The 16,755-nt window shown below is 61.9% G+C and carries 17 protein-coding genes; 11 read left to right on the top strand and 6 right to left on the bottom strand.

The window, feature by feature from the left end:
- Positions 1–98: 98 nt before the first annotated feature.
- Entirely contained in the window at positions 99–1,316 is a 1,218-nt protein-coding gene (gene glp / locus PSH87_RS08870) for a gephyrin-like molybdotransferase Glp (protein ID WP_305433141.1), read from the bottom strand.
- A complete protein-coding gene (gene moaB / locus PSH87_RS08865) occupies positions 1,309–1,848 on the bottom strand; it encodes a molybdenum cofactor biosynthesis protein B (RefSeq protein ID WP_017734379.1) in 540 nt (179 codons plus the stop codon). Before moaB ends, glp begins: the two co-directional genes overlap by 8 nt.
- 76 nt (positions 1,849–1,924) lie before the next feature.
- On the opposite strand from moaB, the gene mobA reads away from it, so the two are divergent.
- Both mobA and PSH87_RS08855 read left to right on the top strand, forming a co-directional pair.
- The gene (gene mobA, locus PSH87_RS08860) at positions 1,925–2,527 is read left to right on the top strand and encodes a molybdenum cofactor guanylyltransferase MobA (protein WP_017734380.1); all 603 of its coding nucleotides are present in this window, start codon (positions 1,925–1,927) and stop codon (positions 2,525–2,527) included.
- 79 nt (positions 2,528–2,606) lie between these two features.
- Positions 2,607–2,828: a YgdI/YgdR family lipoprotein gene (locus PSH87_RS08855; protein ID WP_016978480.1), complete on the top strand. Its 222-nt coding sequence runs from the start codon at positions 2,607–2,609 to the stop codon at positions 2,826–2,828.
- Between the two features lie 55 nt (positions 2,829–2,883).
- Here the strand turns inward: PSH87_RS08855 and PSH87_RS08850 are convergent, their stop codons facing one another.
- From PSH87_RS08850 to PSH87_RS08840, 3 genes are all read right to left on the bottom strand, one after another.
- Positions 2,884–3,774, bottom strand: coding sequence for a pseudouridine synthase (locus PSH87_RS08850; RefSeq protein ID WP_305433139.1), 891 nt, complete (start codon positions 3,772–3,774; stop codon positions 2,884–2,886).
- Positions 3,775–3,817: 43 nt separating this feature from the next.
- Positions 3,818–4,153 carry a hypothetical protein gene (locus PSH87_RS08845; protein WP_003189932.1) on the bottom strand — a complete coding sequence of 112 codons (336 nt, stop codon included), beginning with the start codon at positions 4,151–4,153 and terminating at the stop codon, positions 3,818–3,820.
- 74 nt (positions 4,154–4,227) lie between these two features.
- Positions 4,228–4,464 carry a glutaredoxin family protein gene (locus PSH87_RS08840; RefSeq protein WP_017734383.1) on the bottom strand — a complete coding sequence of 79 codons (237 nt, stop codon included), beginning with the start codon at positions 4,462–4,464 and terminating at the stop codon, positions 4,228–4,230.
- 226 nt (positions 4,465–4,690) lie between these two features.
- On the opposite strand from PSH87_RS08840, the gene PSH87_RS08835 reads away from it, so the two are divergent.
- Positions 4,691–6,415: a monovalent cation:proton antiporter-2 (CPA2) family protein gene (locus PSH87_RS08835; RefSeq protein ID WP_305433137.1), complete on the top strand. Its 1,725-nt coding sequence runs from the start codon at positions 4,691–4,693 to the stop codon at positions 6,413–6,415.
- On the opposite strand, the gene PSH87_RS08830 is transcribed toward PSH87_RS08835, so the two are convergent.
- Entirely contained in the window at positions 6,402–7,610 is a 1,209-nt protein-coding gene (locus PSH87_RS08830; RefSeq protein ID WP_305433135.1) for an ammonium transporter, read from the bottom strand. The two genes, PSH87_RS08835 and PSH87_RS08830, sit on opposite strands and share 14 nt — an antisense overlap.
- A gap of 346 nt (positions 7,611–7,956) precedes the next feature.
- Between PSH87_RS08830 and PSH87_RS08825 the strand changes: the two genes are divergently transcribed.
- The 8 genes from PSH87_RS08825 (at position 7,957) to PSH87_RS08790 (ending at position 16,746) form a co-directional block, all read left to right on the top strand.
- Positions 7,957–8,271: a YqjD family protein gene (locus PSH87_RS08825; RefSeq protein ID WP_017734386.1), complete on the top strand. Its 315-nt coding sequence runs from the start codon at positions 7,957–7,959 to the stop codon at positions 8,269–8,271.
- Positions 8,272–8,273: 2 nt separating this feature from the next.
- On the top strand, positions 8,274–8,657 hold the full coding sequence (locus PSH87_RS08820) for a phage holin family protein (RefSeq protein ID WP_012723020.1): 384 nt from the start codon (positions 8,274–8,276) through the stop codon (positions 8,655–8,657).
- Entirely contained in the window at positions 8,654–8,995 is a 342-nt protein-coding gene (locus PSH87_RS08815; protein ID WP_017734387.1) for a hypothetical protein, read from the top strand. Before PSH87_RS08820 ends, PSH87_RS08815 begins: the two co-directional genes overlap by 4 nt.
- A 92-nt stretch (positions 8,996–9,087) precedes the next feature.
- Complete coding sequence (locus tag PSH87_RS08810) at positions 9,088–10,251, top strand: EAL domain-containing protein (RefSeq protein ID WP_305433133.1); 1,164 nt, start codon at positions 9,088–9,090, stop codon at positions 10,249–10,251.
- Between the two features lie 71 nt (positions 10,252–10,322).
- Complete coding sequence (locus PSH87_RS08805) at positions 10,323–11,654, top strand: deoxyguanosinetriphosphate triphosphohydrolase (protein WP_017734389.1); 1,332 nt, start codon at positions 10,323–10,325, stop codon at positions 11,652–11,654.
- Positions 11,655–11,828: 174 nt separating this feature from the next.
- Positions 11,829–12,224 carry a response regulator gene (locus PSH87_RS08800; RefSeq protein WP_017734390.1) on the top strand — a complete coding sequence of 132 codons (396 nt, stop codon included), beginning with the start codon at positions 11,829–11,831 and terminating at the stop codon, positions 12,222–12,224.
- 257 nt (positions 12,225–12,481) lie between these two features.
- Positions 12,482–13,105, top strand: a complete 624-nt coding sequence (locus PSH87_RS08795) for a response regulator transcription factor (RefSeq protein ID WP_017734391.1) — start codon at positions 12,482–12,484, stop codon at positions 13,103–13,105.
- Between the two features lie 8 nt (positions 13,106–13,113).
- A complete protein-coding gene (locus PSH87_RS08790; protein WP_026136473.1) occupies positions 13,114–16,746 on the top strand; it encodes a transporter substrate-binding domain-containing protein in 3,633 nt (1,210 codons plus the stop codon).
- Positions 16,747–16,755 lie beyond the last annotated feature (9 nt).

Genomic DNA, 16,755 nt, shown 5'->3' with positions numbered 1-16,755 from the left:
GATGGCGGTGGGTCTGTGCCAAATGGGCAAGCTGATCCGCCGCTATCGCAGGCAAGCCAGCTCCCACAAAAGCCAGCTCCCACAGTGGATCTTCACTGTCAGCAGAGGACTTCGCTCAGAGGGATGAAGTTGACACTGTCGCCAATCGCCAACGTCGTCCCTTCCAACACTTCCACAAACCCTTCCGCCCACGCCGCGCTGCGCAGCACGCCGGAGCTCTGGTTGCGGTAGATGATCGCCTTGCCCTGCTCGATGCGCCCACGCAGGTACTCGCGGCGGTTGCCCGGCTTGGGCCACACGAACCCCACCGGCACTGCGAAGCGCAGCGGCTCGACATCCGCCACCCCTTGGCGGCGCAGCAGGTACGGCCGCGCCAACAGCGCAAAGGTCACCAGGGTCGAAGCCGGATTGCCCGGCAGGCCAATCACCGGCACGCCACGGAAGTGCCCGAACGTCAGCGGTTTACCCGGCTTGATCGCCAGTTTCCACAACGCCAGCTCGCCTTCTTCACGCAGGGCAATGCCGAGGAAATCCGCCTCGCCCACCGACACACCGCCGGTGGACAGGATCAGGTCGACGTTACCCAGGCCCGCCAGGCGGGTGCGGGTCTGTTCCAGGTCATCGGGCAGGATGCCGGCGTCGATCACCTCGCAGCCCATGCGTTCCAGCCAGGTGCACAACACGCGGCGATTGCTGTTGTAGATCTGCCCGGGGCCCAGCGGCAGGCCGGGCTCGATCAGTTCGTCACCGGTGGACAGCACAGCGACGCGCGGACGGCGTACGACCTCAAGACTGGCGCGCCCCAGTGAGGCGGCAAGCCCCAGCTCGATCGGCCCCAGGCGTGTGCCGACGTTCAAGACCAACTCGCCGACCGTGGTTTCCTGGCCCTGGGGGCGGATGTTCTGCTGAAGGTGCAGGGGCTCGCTGAAACTCACGCGCTCGTCGGCGTGGACCACGGCGTTTTCCTGCATCTCCACGCAATCCGCGCCTTCCGGCACCGGCGCGCCGGTAAAGATGCGCGCGCAGGTACCGGCGGCCAAGGGCTGCGGCGCCTGCCCGGCGAAGATGCGCTGGCTGACCACCAGCGGCTCGCCGTGCCAGTCCGCCAGGCGCAGGGCGTAACCGTCCATGGCGCTGTTGGGCCAGGGCGGCAGGTCGAGGGTGGCGATCAGGTCGTGCGCCAGGACGCGGCCATCGCACTCGGCCAGGGGCAAGGTCTGCCGCTCGCGGATCGGCGCAGCCTCGGCCATCGCCAGCAGTTGCGCCAAGGCGTCTTCCACCGGCATCAGGGCGCCGGTCTTGCCAGGCTTACCCACGGGAGGCGCAGGGTTCGGCCTGCTTCAAGTGGGGGACGAAGTTGCACGGGCGATGACGGTTATCCAACTGCTCGGCGAGGATGCCATCCCAACCGGTGCGCACCGCATTGGTCGAACCCGGCAGGCAGCACACCAAGGTGCCGTTGGCCAGGCCGGCCAGGGCGCGGGATTGCACGGTGGAGGTGCCGATATCGGCCACGGAGATCTGGCGGAACAGTTCGCCAAAACCGTCGACCTGCTTGTCCAGCAGGCAGCTCACCGCTTCCGGGGTGCTGTCGCGGCCGGTGAAGCCGGTGCCGCCGGTGATCAGCACGACCTGCACCACGTCTTCGGCGATCCAGTGGGCAACCTGGGCGCGGATCTTGTAGAGGTCGTCCTTGAGCAGCACGCGCTCGGCCAGGTTGTGGCCTGCGGCGGTGAGGCGATCGACGAAGACCTGGCCCGAGGTGTCGGTGTCCAGGGTGCGGGTGTCGCTGACGGTCAATACAGCGATATTCAGGGGTACGAAGGGCGCATCTGCCTTGGCGGTCATGGCACGGTCCGGTTGTCGAAGAAACAGGCCGGTGTTATATCACAGCCCCCCCTTTTGCTGCCGCTGCGGAACTGCCATGCCTATCGATTCATCTGCCCTGCCCTGTTCGGTCCTGTTGCTGTCGGGGGGCCGTGGCCAGCGCATGGGCGGCCTGGACAAAGGCCTGCTGGAATGGCGCGGCCAACCGTTGATTGCGCATCTGCACGGCCTGGTGCGGCCGCTGACGGACGACCTGATTATCTCGTGCAATCGCAACCCCGAGAGGTACGCCGCCTTTGCCGACCAGCTGGTCAGCGACGACAGCGCGGACTTCCCCGGCCCGCTTGCCGGGATTCGTGCCGGGCTTGGCGCCGCACGCCATGGGCACCTGCTGATCCTGCCGTGCGATGTGCCGCAACTCGATGCACGACTACTGGCCGAGCTGCGTGAGACGGCGCAGCGCAATCCCCTTGTGCCGGTAATGGTCCGCCATGGTCAATTCTGGGAGCCGCTGATCTGCATCCTGCCCACCGCCCTGCGGGACGCGGTGGAAGCCGCGTGGCAGGCCGGCGAGCGCAGCCCACGGCAGATCTTCATGAAACTGGGCGCGGTGGGCGTGGAGTGCCCGGCGGATGATCCGCGCCTGGCCAACCTGAATACCCCCGAGCTGTTACTCCCACACGTTGGCGTGTCAGAATGAACCTCGCATCAGGAACTTTGTCGGCGCCTCGCGCGTCACAAGGTCAGCTTTTCAAAAGAATTCTCTCGGAGACAACACCATGACTCAACGGACCATCGCCGCTCTCATGCTTGCACTGGGCCTCGCTACCCTCGCCGGTTGCGCTTCGCCAACAGTGATCACCCTGAATGACGGTCGCGAAATCCAGGCCGTCGACACCCCTAAATTCGACAAGGATTCGGGCTTCTACGAGTTCGAACAACTGGACGGCAAGCAGACCCGCATCAACAAGGATCAGGTCCGCACCGTTAAAGACCTGTAAGTCTTAGCGTTTGCCAACAAGGCCCGCCGCGTGCGGGCCTTGTCATTTCCGAGGGTTACCAGTCGAGGGTGATCTGGCTGCGGAACTGGCGCTCTTCGCCGCTCACCGGGTCGATGAAACGCACGCCCTGGGCCAGCAGTTTCAGCGGGTTGGCGTAGTCGTCCACGGCATCCTTGAGCACATCGGGGTAGAACGGGTCGTTGCAGATACTCGCGCCAAGTGCGGTCATGTGCACGCGCAGCTGGTGCTTCTTGCCGGTCACGGGGAACAGGCCGTAGCGCCATAGGTCGCCGTGCTTCTCGCGCACCTCAACCGCCGTTTCGGTGTTGCTGGCGCCAGGACCTTCCTGCATGCGAAAGAACGGTTCTCCATCCACCAGACGGCTTTTATGCACCAGCGGAAAGCTCAGGCCTGGCAGCGCAGGTGCAATGGCTTCGTAGAATTTATCGATCTGGCGCGTGGGAAACAGCTGCTGGTACGCCGAGCGGCTGGCCGGGTTGGCCGAGAACAGCACCAGCCCCGCCGTGTGCCGGTCGATGCGGTGCAGGGGCACCAGCGAAGGGTTGTCCAAACGACGGATCAGGCGGCGCAGCAGGGTTTGCTCGACGTACTCACCGGCCGGCGTCACGGGCAGGAAGTGCGGCTTGTCGGCGACCACCAGGTGCTCGTCGGCGTAGAGGATGGTCTCCTCCACCGGGATCACTTTTTCGTTCGGCACTTCGCGGAAGTAGTAGATGCACAGGCCTTCCTTGTAGGCCAGGCCCAGGGGGATCGGGCTGCCGTGGATATCCAGCACCCGCCCCCGCGCAATGCGGTCCAGCCAGTGTTCACGGCTGATCGCCGGGAAGTGCTCGCACAGGCAATCGAGCACCGTGGCCCAAGCCCCGGGTGGCAGGTACAAGGTGCTGGCCTGGTGCTCGGACGGAATAAAAATCGAAGTGGACATGCGTAAAGCCTGGAGAAAACCGGCGGGCATTATCCCGCATGGCTCAGGCCTTGGCCAATTGCGCCCGCAGCACCGGCGAGGCGCTGGCGGCCTCGGTGAACTCCTTGAGCCAGCGCAGCACGTCCACCGCTTCCCAGCGGCCCGGATCGTACAACGCGTACAGCAAGCCCTGGTAACCCACCACATCCAACTGCTTGTGATAACCGGCGCGCTGGAACAGCGCCTCGATCTCGGCAAAGCAGGTATTGAAATGCACTTTGTTAAACGGCGTCTTGCCTTCCGTGACCAGGCCGTCGAGGCGCAGCTCGTTCACCGCATCGCGCACGACATCGGCGGACATGCGATTGACGCTGCTTTTCAGTTGTTCAACATTCACCACGGGCGTTCCCTCTATTCAATCGCTGTACAAACATACAGTAACGTAATATTTGGAAACCCGCTATCGCCTAAACCTCAGCTGAGGAAGGCGACTACCTGTTCGGCGTCGAACGGCCAGTCCAGCTCGGCGCCCGTGTCGGCCCGTCGGAGTACCGGAATCCTTAGGCCGTAGGCGTCGGTCAGGTCTTCAGGGTCGGTTATATCCACCAGTTCAACCAACAACCCGCGTTCGACGAGCGGCATGATTTCGGCTTCGGCAATCTCGCAAAGATGGCAACCCAGGGTGCCGAACAGCTGGCATTCAGGAAGCATGACGAATGGCTCTGATCAGAAAGTAGGCGGTCATTCTATGCCCGCAACACCCCTGTGGCGAGGGAGCTTGCTCCCGCTGGGCAGCGAAGCGGCCCCAAAATCCTGGGAGCGCTGCGCACTCCGCGGGAGCAAGCTCCCTCGCCACAATAAACCGTGACCTGAATCAGCATGGCCTATAACTGATTCAGCGATTCTCGCGGCTTTTTGCCTGCCCCTTGCAACGGAGATGCGTGTGTTTGCCAACCTGCTGATCATTCTGGCCTCATCCCTGGTGGTGATTGCGCTGTTTCGCCGGCTGCAATTGCCGCCCGTGCTCGGCTACCTGTGTGTGGGCCTGGCCGTGGGGCCGACCGCCCTGGACTGGGTGAATGACAGCGAAGAGCTGCCCGACCTCGCTGAGCTGGGCGTGGTGTTCCTGCTGTTCTCCCTGGGCCTGGAGTTTTCCCTGAGCAAGATGTTCGCCCTGCGCCGCGTGGTGTTTGGCCTGGGCAGTTTGCAGGTGCTGGGTTGCGGGGTGCTGCTGGGTGTGTTGCTGATGATCCTTGGTGTGGCGCCGGGCATCGCGTTGTTGCTGGGCGCGGGGCTGGCGTTGTCCTCCACGGCCATTGTCAGCAAGGAGTTGACCAGCCTCGGCGAAATCTTCAGCAGCCATGGGCAGAATGCGATTGGCGTGTTGCTGTTCCAGGACGTGGTGGCCGTACTGCTGCTGACCCTGGTGCCGGTGTTTGCCGGCACCGGCGAGCAGGCCTGGTATATCGCACTGCCGCTGACCCTGGCCAAGACCGTGGTGCTGTTTGTCGGTTTGTTGCTGGCCAGTCGCTGGTTATTGCCGCGCCTGTTTCATGAGGTGGCCGCGTCCCATTCGGCAGAGCTGTTTGTGCTGCTGGCGCTGGTGATCGTGTTGCTCACCGCGTGGCTCACGCACCTGCTGGGCCTGTCCCCTGCCCTCGGCGCCTTTCTCGCCGGCATGCTGCTGGGGGAAAGCCATTACCGCCATCAGATCGAAGCGGATATCCGCCCGTTTCGCGACATCTTGCTGGGGCTGTTTTTCGTCAGCATCGGCATGCTGATCGACCTGCAGCTGTTCGTCAGCCACAGCCTGTTGATCCTCGGCCTGACCCTCACCTTGATGCTGGTCAAAGGCTGCGTGGTCGCGCTGCTGGTCAAGTGGCGCGGCAGCGACAGTGAAACCGCCTGGCGCAGCGGCCTGGCCCTGGCCCAGGGCGGCGAGTTCTGTTTTGCGCTGATGGCGCAGATGCAGCAGAGCCGGCTGATCCCGGACGAGTTCAATGGCCTGCTGCTCGCCGCCACCTTCTGTTCGATGCTGCTCACGCCGCTGCTGTTGCGCGCCGCCCCGGCCATCGCCCTGCGCCTGCACCGCAAGCCCAACCAGCAAGTGCAACTGGAAGAAATCACCGCGCTCAACGCCGAGCTGCGCGGGCATGCGGTGATTTGCGGGTATGGCCGCGTCGGGCAATCCATCGGGCGGTTCCTGCGCAAGGAACAACAGGTGTTTATCGCCCTGGATGACGACCCGGAACGGGTGCAGGAAGCCGCCACCGAAGACAGCAGCGTGCATTACGGCGATTGCCGGCGCGGAGCCCTGCTCAGTGCGGTGGGCCTGGAGCGCGCGCGGCTGGTGGTGATTGCCGTGGACAACACCGAGGTGGCGCTGGCGGTGTTGAAGGAGGCGCGGCGCATCAACCGCGACGTGCCGATCCTGGTGCGCACTCGCGATGACAGCCAATTGGCCGAATTGAAAGCCGCGGGCGCCAGCGAAGTGGTGCCCGAGCTGCTGGAGTCGAGCCTGATGCTCGCCTCCCACGCCTTGATCCTGCTGGGCCTGCCGGACCAACAGGTGCAGGCGCGGGTCGATGAAGTGCGGCAGAACCGCTATCGCCTGCTGCACGGTTTCTACGCGTCGGCCGACAACCCGATCAATCCTGACTGACCGCGCCAATCTTATGGATCGACAAGTCCGCGCCGTAGTATTCCTCTTCCTGGCTCAGGCGCAGGCCCGTTACGCGCTTGAGGGTGCCATACACGAGGAACCCACCTGCCAACGCCACGGCCACGCCGAGGGCGGTGCCGATCAACTGGCTGATCAGGCTGACGCCGCCCAGCCCGCCGAGCGCGGTCTGGCCGAAGATGCCGCAGGCAATGCCGCCCCACACGCCACACAGGCCGTGCAGCGGCCACACGCCGAGCACGTCGTCGATCTTCCAGCGGTCCTGGGCGGCAATAAAGCACCAGACGAACAGGCCACCGGCCACTGCACCGGTGACCAGCGCACCCACCGGGTGCATCAGGTCGGAACCGGCGCAGATCGCCACCAGCCCGGCCAATGGGCCGTTGTGCAGGAAGCCTGGGTCGTTGCGGCCGATGATCAGCGCCGCCACGGTGCCGCCGACCATGGCCATCAGCGAGTTGACCGCCACCAGGCCACTGACGCCGTTCAGCGTTTGTGCACTCATGACGTTAAAGCCGAACCAGCCCACGATTAGAATCCACGAGCCCAACGCCAGGAACGGAATGCTCGACGGCGCAAACGCCACCAACCGGCCATCCCGGTAGCGCCCGTTACGCGGGCCCAGCAACAGCACCGCCGCCAGCGCCAGCCAGCCGCCCATGGCGTGCACCACCACGGAACCGGCGAAGTCATGGAAGCTCGCACCAAAGGTCGCCAGCAGCCAGGCTTGCAGGCCGAAGTTGCCGTTCCACACCATGCCTTCGAAAAACGGGTAGATAAACGCGACGATCAGCGCCGTGGCACACAGTTGCGGAACAAAGCGTGCACGCTCGGCAATGCCGCCGGAAATGATCGCCGGGATCGCCGCCGCGAAGGTCAGCAGAAAGAAGAACTTCACCAGGCCATAGCCGTGATCGGCGCTGATCACCGCGGCCGGTTGCATGAAGCTGACGCCGTAGGAGATCCAATAGCCTATAAAGAAATAGGCCAGGGTCGAGATGGCGAAGTCGCTGAGGATTTTCGACAGCGCGTTGACCTGGTTTTTCTGGCGCACGGTGCCGACTTCGAGGAACGCGAAGCCGGCGTGCATGGCCAGGACCATGACCGCGCCAATCAGGATAAACAGGGTGTTGGAACTGTGGACCAGCGTGTCCACTGCACTTTGCAAATTTTCCATGGAGGTTGGCAGGCCTGCATTAAAGGCAAAAAGCACCAAAGCGGTTCAAGCCCGGGTTACGCGCACTAAATTGGCACCACCGGTTCCACCCCTCTGCAGAGGGCGTGAACCGCTTTAGCGCAGCGATCAACACAACAGGCCGATGCCGACAGGGTTTTTCCGCGAGTTTCAGTTATTTAGGGTAAGGTTTTTGAAGGCTTCCTGCCCGACCGCCCGGATTTCGCGCAAGCCCCGTGGCGTGCGCACCAAGGCAAAGCAAAAGCTGTACCAGACAATTGCACTGAACCTTCACCGATACCGGTGACTCGAAACGACATCTACAGCTCAGCCCATCACGGAGATACCCATGGCCAGAAAAACCGCAAAGACTGCTCAAGAAATCCTGCTGGAGGATTTTCAAACCCTGGTCAGCGACACCGAGAAGCTGCTGGACGACACCAAGGTGCTGGCCGGCGACCAGGCTGACGAGCTGCGCAGCAAGATCCATGAAAGCCTGCTCAAGGCCCGCGAAACCCTGCAAGTGACCGAAGACTCTCTGCGCGAGCGCGGCCAGGCAGCGGTCACCGCCACCGAAGACTATGTGCAGGCCAATCCTTGGCAGTCGGTGGGCATTGCCGCCGGCGTGGGCTTTTTGATCGGCCTGCTGGCCACAAGGCGCTAATCATGTCTATCGGCGAAACCGGCTCGTCCACGGGCACTACCTCAAGACGTCTGGGCGCGGCCGTGCTGGGCTTGCTGCACAGTCATGTCGAGTTGTTTGGCATCGAATTGCAGGAACAGAAGGCCCGCACCGTCAGCCTGCTGCTGTTTGCCGGGCTGGCGCTGGTGTTCGCGCTGCTGTTGCTGGTGGGGTTGTCGACGCTGGTGATGATCCTCGTGTGGGACACCGGCTACCGCCTCACCGGGATCATTTGCCTCTGCGTGTTCTACAGCCTGGCTGCAGCGTTCTGCGGGGTGCGCTTGAAAGCGGCGGTGTTCGATGAGTCCACGCCGTTCCACGCCACCCTCGAAGAACTGGCCAATGACCGGGAGCGCCTGTTGCCATGAGCCTGACTGAAATCCCGCAGAACACCTCACGCCGGGAAATGCGCAAGGCGTTAATCCGCCTGCGCATGGAAATGCACCGCCAGGAGATCCGCCACGAATCCCAGCAACTGCTGGCACCGCTGACCAAGGTGCGCAACATGGGCCAGAACTGGCAGGACAACCTCGGCATCAAGCATGCGCCGCTGTGGGGCGTGGCCGCGGTGACGCTGCTCGGCTTCTTCACCGGCAAGGGCGCCAAGGGCGGCAGTATCAGCAGCCTGACGCGCCTGGTGCGGCTGGGCGCCGGGCTGATCCCGCTGATAAAGCTGGCCATGCAGGGCGCTTCGCGCAAAGGTTGAGCCACCCTGGCTGCATTCTTGCAAACAGAAGCGGCCCGGCTCTCGTGTTCGAGAGCCGGGTCTTTTTTTCGCCAACTCTTTAAGGAGGCCCTGTGATCGACGGGCAACCGCTCGCCTGCTTCCAGCCGTTTATCGACACCGCCACCGGGCGCATCGCTGGCGTCGAGGCCCTGGGTCGCTTGCGCCAACCAGACGGTAGCCTGCTCTCCGTGGGCCCGCTGTTCGCCGACCCGCGCACGCCTGGCGTGACCTTGCGCCGCCTTGATCGGCAAATCCGCGACAACGCGTTGAGCCGCCTGCATGAAGTGCCCGACGACTGGTTCCTCAGCCTGAATATCTCGCCGCGCTGGATCAACCGCCTGCGCCCCGGGCAAGCGCTGCCCAGCCTCAAGCAAGTGCACGCCCAGGGTGTCGATCCGCGGCGGATCGTGTTCGAGATCACGGAATTGGGCGGTGATATCCAACGCCTGGCCGACGTGGTGGCGCGCTATCGCGAAGCCGGCGCGCGGATTGCCATCGATGATTTCGGTGCCGGCTATTCCCAGCTCGACCGGGTGCTGGCCCTGCAGCCGGATATCCTCAAGCTCGACATGCGCCTGTTTCAGGAAGCCGCACGCGGCGGGCCGAGCAGTGAAGTGGTGCGCGCCCTTGCGCAAATGGCCGAGAAAACCGGCTGCTGGATCATTGCCGAAGGCGTGGAGACCGAAGCGCAGTTGAGCTTTGCCCTGGAGTGCGGTGCGCGGTATGTGCAGGGTTATCTGTTCGCCCAGGCGCAGTTGGACTGGTTCGCCGCCGATGCCTTTGTGCCCCGCTTTGCCCAACTGCGCACGCAGTACGTGCAGCAAAAACTCGCCGAGCGTGGGCGCATCATGCAGTTGCGCCAGCAGTTGGCCGAACTGATGAAAATCCTCCAGGCCTGGGCCCAGGGCCAGGCGCCGCTGACCCAGCTGCCGCAACTGCCGGACTTTCCGTGGCTGTTGCGCTTCTACCAGTGCGACCGCCATGGCACCCAACTGACCCCCAACTTCGAGTGGCGGCACGATGCCTGGCAGTCCGACAGCCGCTACCTGGGCCACAACTGGTCGTGGCGCCCGTACTTCTATCATTTGCTGGCCGAAGGCTGGGAGGAACGGCGGCTGAATCTGTCCTCGACCTACCGCGACGCCACCACCAACCAATACTGCCTGACCGCCGGACAATTCTTCGATAACGGTCAGCGCTTGCTGTTAATCGATGTCGATGCTGCCGGCCTGTAGATTTTCGCTTGCCCCGCCAGGGCGGAACCGGGAAGCTGGGCGGGTCATTCACCGAACGGAGCGTCCCCGCCTTGGATTGGCCCACCCTGCTGACTCGCGAACGTCTTGGGAAACCCCTGCACAGCCCGGAAGAACTGGGGCGCAGCCCGTTTCACAAGGATCACGACCGCATCATCTTCTCCGGCGCGTTTCGCCGCCTGGGCCGCAAGACCCAAGTGCACCCGGTGTCGAGCAACGATCACATCCATACGCGGCTGACCCACTCGCTGGAAGTCAGCTGCGTCGGCCGCTCCCTGGGCATGCGCGTCGGCGAAACCCTGCGCAGCGCCCTGCCCGACTGGTGCGACCCGAGCGACCTGGGCATGGTAGTGCAATCGGCCTGCCTGGCCCACGACATTGGCAACCCACCGTTCGGCCACTCCGGCGAAGACGCCATCCGCCACTGGTTCCAACAAGCGGCCGGGCGCGGCTGGCTGGACGACATGAGCAGCGCCGAGCGCAATGACTTCCTCAACTTCGAGGGCAATGCCCAGGGCTTCCGCGTGCTGACCCAGTTGGAGTATCACCAGTTCGACGGTGGCACCCGGCTGACCTATGCCACCTTGGGCACCTACCTCAAATACCCTTGGACCGCGCGCCACGCCGACGCACTGGGCTACAAGAAACACAAGTTCGGTTGCTACCAGAGCGAGTTGCCGATTCTTGAACAGATCGCCCAAAAGCTCGGCCTGCCGCAGCTGGAGGAACAACGCTGGGCGCGCCATCCGCTGGTTTACTTGATGGAGGCGGCAGATGACATCTGCTACGCCTTGATCGACCTGGAAGATGGCCTGGAAATGGAGTTGCTGCAATACGCCGAGGTCGAGGCACTGCTGCTCAACCTGGTGGGCGATGACTTGCCGCAAACCTATCGACAGCTGGGCCCCGGGGACTCGCGTCGACGCAAACTGGCGATCCTGCGCGGCAAGGCCATCGAACACCTGACCAACGCCGCGGCACAGGCTTTCGTTGAACAACAGGACGCCTTGCTCGCCGGCACCCTGCCCGGCGACCTGGTGGAACACATGCACGGCCCGGCCCAACGCTGTGTGCTGGATGCCAAGGACATGGCGCGCAAGAAAATCTTCCAGGACAAGCGCAAGACCCTGCATGAAATCGGCGCCTACACCACCCTGGAAATCCTCCTTAACGCCTTTTGCGGTGCCGCGCTGGAACAGCATGGCGGCCGTACGCCGTCGTTCAAGAACCGGCGCATTCTCGACTTGCTCGGCAACAGCGCACCGAACCCGGCCTGGCCGTTGCACGCCTCGTTCCTGCGCATGATCGATTTCATCGCCGGCATGACCGACAGCTACGCCACCGAAATGGCGCGGGAGATGACCGGGCGTTCCAGTCCTCAATAAACGTCGGCAATCAAGCAGCCTGTTCCCTGAAAAGAATCGCCCTACGATGGGAACAGAGCGGCCTGATCGAATTCGCACAACCACTCAAAGAATAATCACGCGCGCTTCCGGCCGACCTCGAGAGCAATTCCTACGCTCAGCCCTATCGACGCTTGACTCAGTGTGTGCCCTTTTATGCCCCAACATTGCCTGCGTATTCTGCTGGTGGAGGATCATCCCTTTCAGCTCCTGGCAACCCAATGCCTGCTCAAGAGCTTCGGCTTCGAGCAATTGACGCTGGCGGAAAATGCCGAACAGGCGATTCGCCAGATGACCCGGGCCCGGACGCCTTTCGACCTCATGCTGTGCGACCAGTGCCTGCCGGACCTGCCCGGGCTGGAACTGGTCGAAATAGCCAGCCGTCGGGGCTTCATTACCGCAGCCATTCTGCTCAGCGGCCTGTCCATGCTGGAACTTTCGAAGCTCTATGCCCAGGCACTGCAACGCGGCCTGCCTATATTGGGTTACTTACCCAAGCCATTGAATCGGGATGAACTTACCGTACTAATCAATCAAACTTCTGACTTTTAGCCGTAGGACGTTAAACATCACGCAATACGAAAAGCACAGTACAGAACCAACCTCGGCTCGCTATCCACGCCATTGTCTCCACACAACGCCCAACAGACTGACATACCCAAGCATTAAGTCCTGACAAATCGTAAGCAACAGCCTTTTTTACTGTAGGAAGTTTCTTGTTTTGTGTCCAGCACCACTGAGCTTCATGCTCACGACACACCATCTGAGCTAATGTGCCCGCTTTATTTGTACTTGCATGGAATGGGATCATGAACTCAGTTTTCATTATCGATGACCACCCCGTCATACGGCTGGCGATTCGAATGTTGTTGGAACACGAAGGCTATAAAGTCGTCGGCGAAACAGATAATGGTTGTGATGCGATACAGATGGTGCGCGAATGCCTCCCGGACCTGATCATTCTTGACATCAGCATTCCGAAACTTGACGGGCTCGAAGTGCTGTGCCGGTTCAATGCCATGAACACCCAGATGAAAACCCTTATCCTCACGGCCCAGAGCCCCACGCTGTTCGCCACGCGCTGTATGCGCTCGGGCGCCGATGGCTACGTGTGCAAGGAGGGCGACCTGAGTGAACTGCTGAGTGCCATCCGCGCGGTATTGTCGGGCTATAACTATTTCCCCAGCCAGGCATTGAATGCCGGCGCCACCGATGCCAACTCCCAGGAACTTGAACTGTTCAAGTCGGTTAACGACAGGGAATTAATGGTCTTGCAACTTTTTGCACAAGGTCGCACCAACAAAGAAATCGCCAAAGGCATGTTTTTAAGTAACAAAACCGTCAGCACCTATAAAAAGAGGCTCATGCAAAAACTGAAAGCCAAATCCTTGGTAGAACTTATCGAGTTGGCAAAACGAAACGCGCTAGTGTGAGAAAGCGGATACCCAGGCGTATAAAGGATTATCTGATTGTATTGAGTGCAGGCCTATGCTTGAACACTACTGTGGTCGCGGCTCAAATGGAGCCGCAGCACTTCACCCTGTTGAGCCGTGCAGGGTCCCTTCAACTGGACACTCAACTGGACAAAGCCCAGCGCCAATGGCTACAGAACAAACGCGAACTGGTGCTGGGCACTGCGCTGCCTGACTATCCCCCCTTCGACCTGACGTCCAGCGGCCAAGACTACGAAGGGCTCACCGCCGACTACGCCGGGATCCTCGCCAAGGCGCTGGCAATGCCCGTCAAGGTGGTGCGCTATCCCACGCGGGAGGCGTCCATTCAAGCGCTGGAAACCGGTGAAATCGACCTGCTCGGTTCCTCCAACGGCTTCGAGGCTGCCAACCCACGGCTGACCCTCTCCGAACCTTATGCGGTGGATCAACCGGTACTGGTAACCCGTGAAGGCGAAACCCGCAGCCTCAGCGAAGGCTTGGCCGGGCTGCGCTTGAGCCTGGTGTATCACTACCTGCCGCTGGACGAAGTGCAAAAGCTGTATCCCAAAGCGATTATCCGCGCCTACCCCTCCTATCAGAATGCCCTGAATGCAGTGGCATTCGATCAGGCGGACGTGTTTCTCGGCGACACCATTTCCACCCATTTCATGATCAACAAGGGCTACCTGAAAAATATCCGCATGGCCAACTTCGGCAAACACGAGGCCTATGGATTCAGCTTTGCCCTGCGCCAGGACCAGCACATGCTCCTGGGCATCGTCAATTCGGTGCTGGCCACGGTACCCAGTAGCGAACGGGAAAGCATTGCCAAGCGCTGGAGCGCCGGCAGCGACATCCTGTTGACCGACCAGAAGCTGCAACTGACCAGCCGCGAGGAGCGTTGGCTCAAGGACCATCCGGTGATCAAGGTAGTGGTCAACGAGACCTTCGCGCCGTTGACGTTCTTCGACACCGACGGCAATTTTCGCGGCATAACCGCCGACTTGCTGGAGTTGATCCGCCTGCGCACCGGCATGCGTTTCGAGATCACGCGCGTGCGGGGCGTGAGCACCATGATCGAACAGCTCGAGACCGGGAAGTCCGACATGATTGGCGCCATCGCACCAAGCGCCGAACGAGAAACCCAGCTCAACTTCAGCCGGCCCTACCTGGAAAACTCCTATGTGATGTTGACGCGCAAAGAGGATCAAGCGCCCGCCAGCCTGGAGGCAATGGGGGGCAAACGCCTGGCGTTGACCCAAGGCAGCCCGATGACACCCTTCCTGCGCGAGCACTTCCCCGACATTCAATTGGTAGAGACAAGCGATACCTTCAAGTCCGCCGAACTGCTGGTACAAGGCCATGTCGAGGGGGCGGTGAACACCTTGGTGGTAGCCAACTATTTCCTGTCCTCGCCCATGTTCCAGGACAAGATTCAGACCAGTTTCAGCATTGGTACCACGCCAGCCACCTTCGCCCTGGCGACGCCCCGCGCCGCCACCGAGCTGAGTTCAATCCTGGACAAGGCACTGCTGAGCATCGCCCCGGAAGAGCTGGGGGTCATCAACAGCCGGTGGCGGGGCTACACTGCCGCTTCCGACGGCTATTGGCGCAACTACCATGACCTGATAGCCCAGATCATCCTCGGCACCGGCCTGTTGTTATTGATCTCCCTGGCCTGGAACGCCTACATGCGCCGGCAGATCAAGCATCGCAAGATGGCGGAGCGGGCACTCAACGATCAGTTCGAATTCATGCGCGCGCTGGTCAACGAAACCCCTCATCCCATCTACGTGCGGGACCGCAAAGGGTTGCTGCAGACCTGTAACGACAGCTATTTGCAGGTGTTTGACGTCAAGCGTGAGGACGTGATCGGTAAAAGTGCGATGCAGATCAGCACCGCGCTGGAAGCCGAATCCACTCAATACCACGCCGACTACCAGCGCGTCGTGGCACAAGGCAACCCTCTGATTCTGGATCGCCCCCTGCATATCCGGGGGAAGAAATACACGATCTACCATTGGATCTTGCCCTACCGCGACTCTACCGGAGAGGTCCAGGGCATCATCGGCGGCTGGATTGACATCAGTGAACGGCGCCAGCTATTCGATGAGCTGCGTACCGCCAAAGAGCGCGCCGACGAGGCCAACCGCGCCAAGAGCACCTTTCTTGCAACCATGAGCCACGAAATCCGCACCCCGATGAACGCAGTGATCGGCATGCTGGAACTGACGCTCAAACGAGCCGACCAGGGGCACCTGGACCGCCCGGCAATCGAGGTGGCCTACAACTCGGCGAAGGATCTGCTGGAATTGATCGGCGATATCCTCGACATCGCACGCATCGAATCCGGCCGTCTGAGCCTGGCCCCCGAACGCGTCAACCTGAAGGAGGTGATCGAGTCGGTAGTGCGCGTGTTCGACGGCCTGGCCCGCCAGAAAACCCTCAGCCTGCTGCTTGAGTACAAGGCCGACTCGGACGACAACGACGTGCTGATCGATCCTTTGCGCTTCAAGCAGGTGTTGTCCAACCTGGTCAGCAATGCCATCAAATTCACTGAGCGCGGCCAGGTGAAGATCCGGGTCGAAGTATTCGCCACCGAGATGCCCCAGCAGGTCGAGATGAAACTGGTCGTAGAGGACACCGGCATCGGCATCAGCCGCGACGATCAACTGCGCCTGTTCGAACCTTTTTCCCAGGCGGACAACTCGGGGCACCTGGCCCGCAGTGGCGCGGGCCTGGGATTGGTCATCTGCCGCAGCCTGTGCTCGATGATGGGCGGGCAACTGAGCCTGAGTAGCGTGCCCATGGTGGGCACACAAGTGCATGTCAGCCTGAAAATGCCGCGCCTGCAGCCGCTCCAGGCAGTGGATGATCTCAAGCCGGCGACACCCGCATCCGCCCAGGTGCTTAACGTCCTGGTCGTGGACGATCATCCCGCCAACCGCCTGCTGATGTGCCAGCAACTGGGCTACCTGGGGCACCAGTTCACGGCCGCCCAGCACGGTGCAGCAGGATTCCAGGCGTGGCGTCAGGAACACTTCGACCTGGTGATCGCCGACTGCAACATGCCCATCATGAACGGTTACGAATTGACCCGGTCCATCCGTGAATACGAGCAGCGCGAACAGCGGCGCCCGTGCATCGTTCTGGGTTTTACCGCCAACGCTCAACCCGAAGAAAAGCAGCGCTGCGCTGAAGCCGGCATGGATGACTGCCTGTTCAAACCCATCAGCCTCACCGCACTGGAGCGACAACTGGCACAAATCAGGCCGCAGGCATCCGGCACGCAGCTAGACCTCGGCAGCCTGGACGCACTCACCGGGGGCGACCCGCAGCTCAGTCGGCGCCTGCTGGAAGAGCTGCTCAGCAGCAGCGGCCATGATCGTCAGGTATTGATGGGGTTGTTGGCACGCCGGGCCCCGGCACAGGAGATCATCGAGCAGGCCCACAAGATCAAGGGCGCCGCACGTATCGTGCAGGCCAGCGACTTGGCCGGGCAATGTGAAGCGCTGGAGCAAGCCTGCGCCCGGGAGGAGGAACAACCGGTAATCGAAACAGGCATCAAGGCCCTGGAAAAATCCATGCTGGAGCTGGAGAGAATGCTGCAGTCGCGCCTCAATGAGCTCAATCGCGCCTGACTGCGCGCC

Origin of the sequence: Pseudomonas sp. FP453 (assembly GCF_030687495.1) — a bacterium.
Taxonomy (GTDB): Bacteria; Pseudomonadota; Gammaproteobacteria; order Pseudomonadales; family Pseudomonadaceae; genus Aquipseudomonas.
Note: the sequence above shows the minus strand (reverse complement) of the source record. Positions and strands in the feature narration are given on the sequence as shown.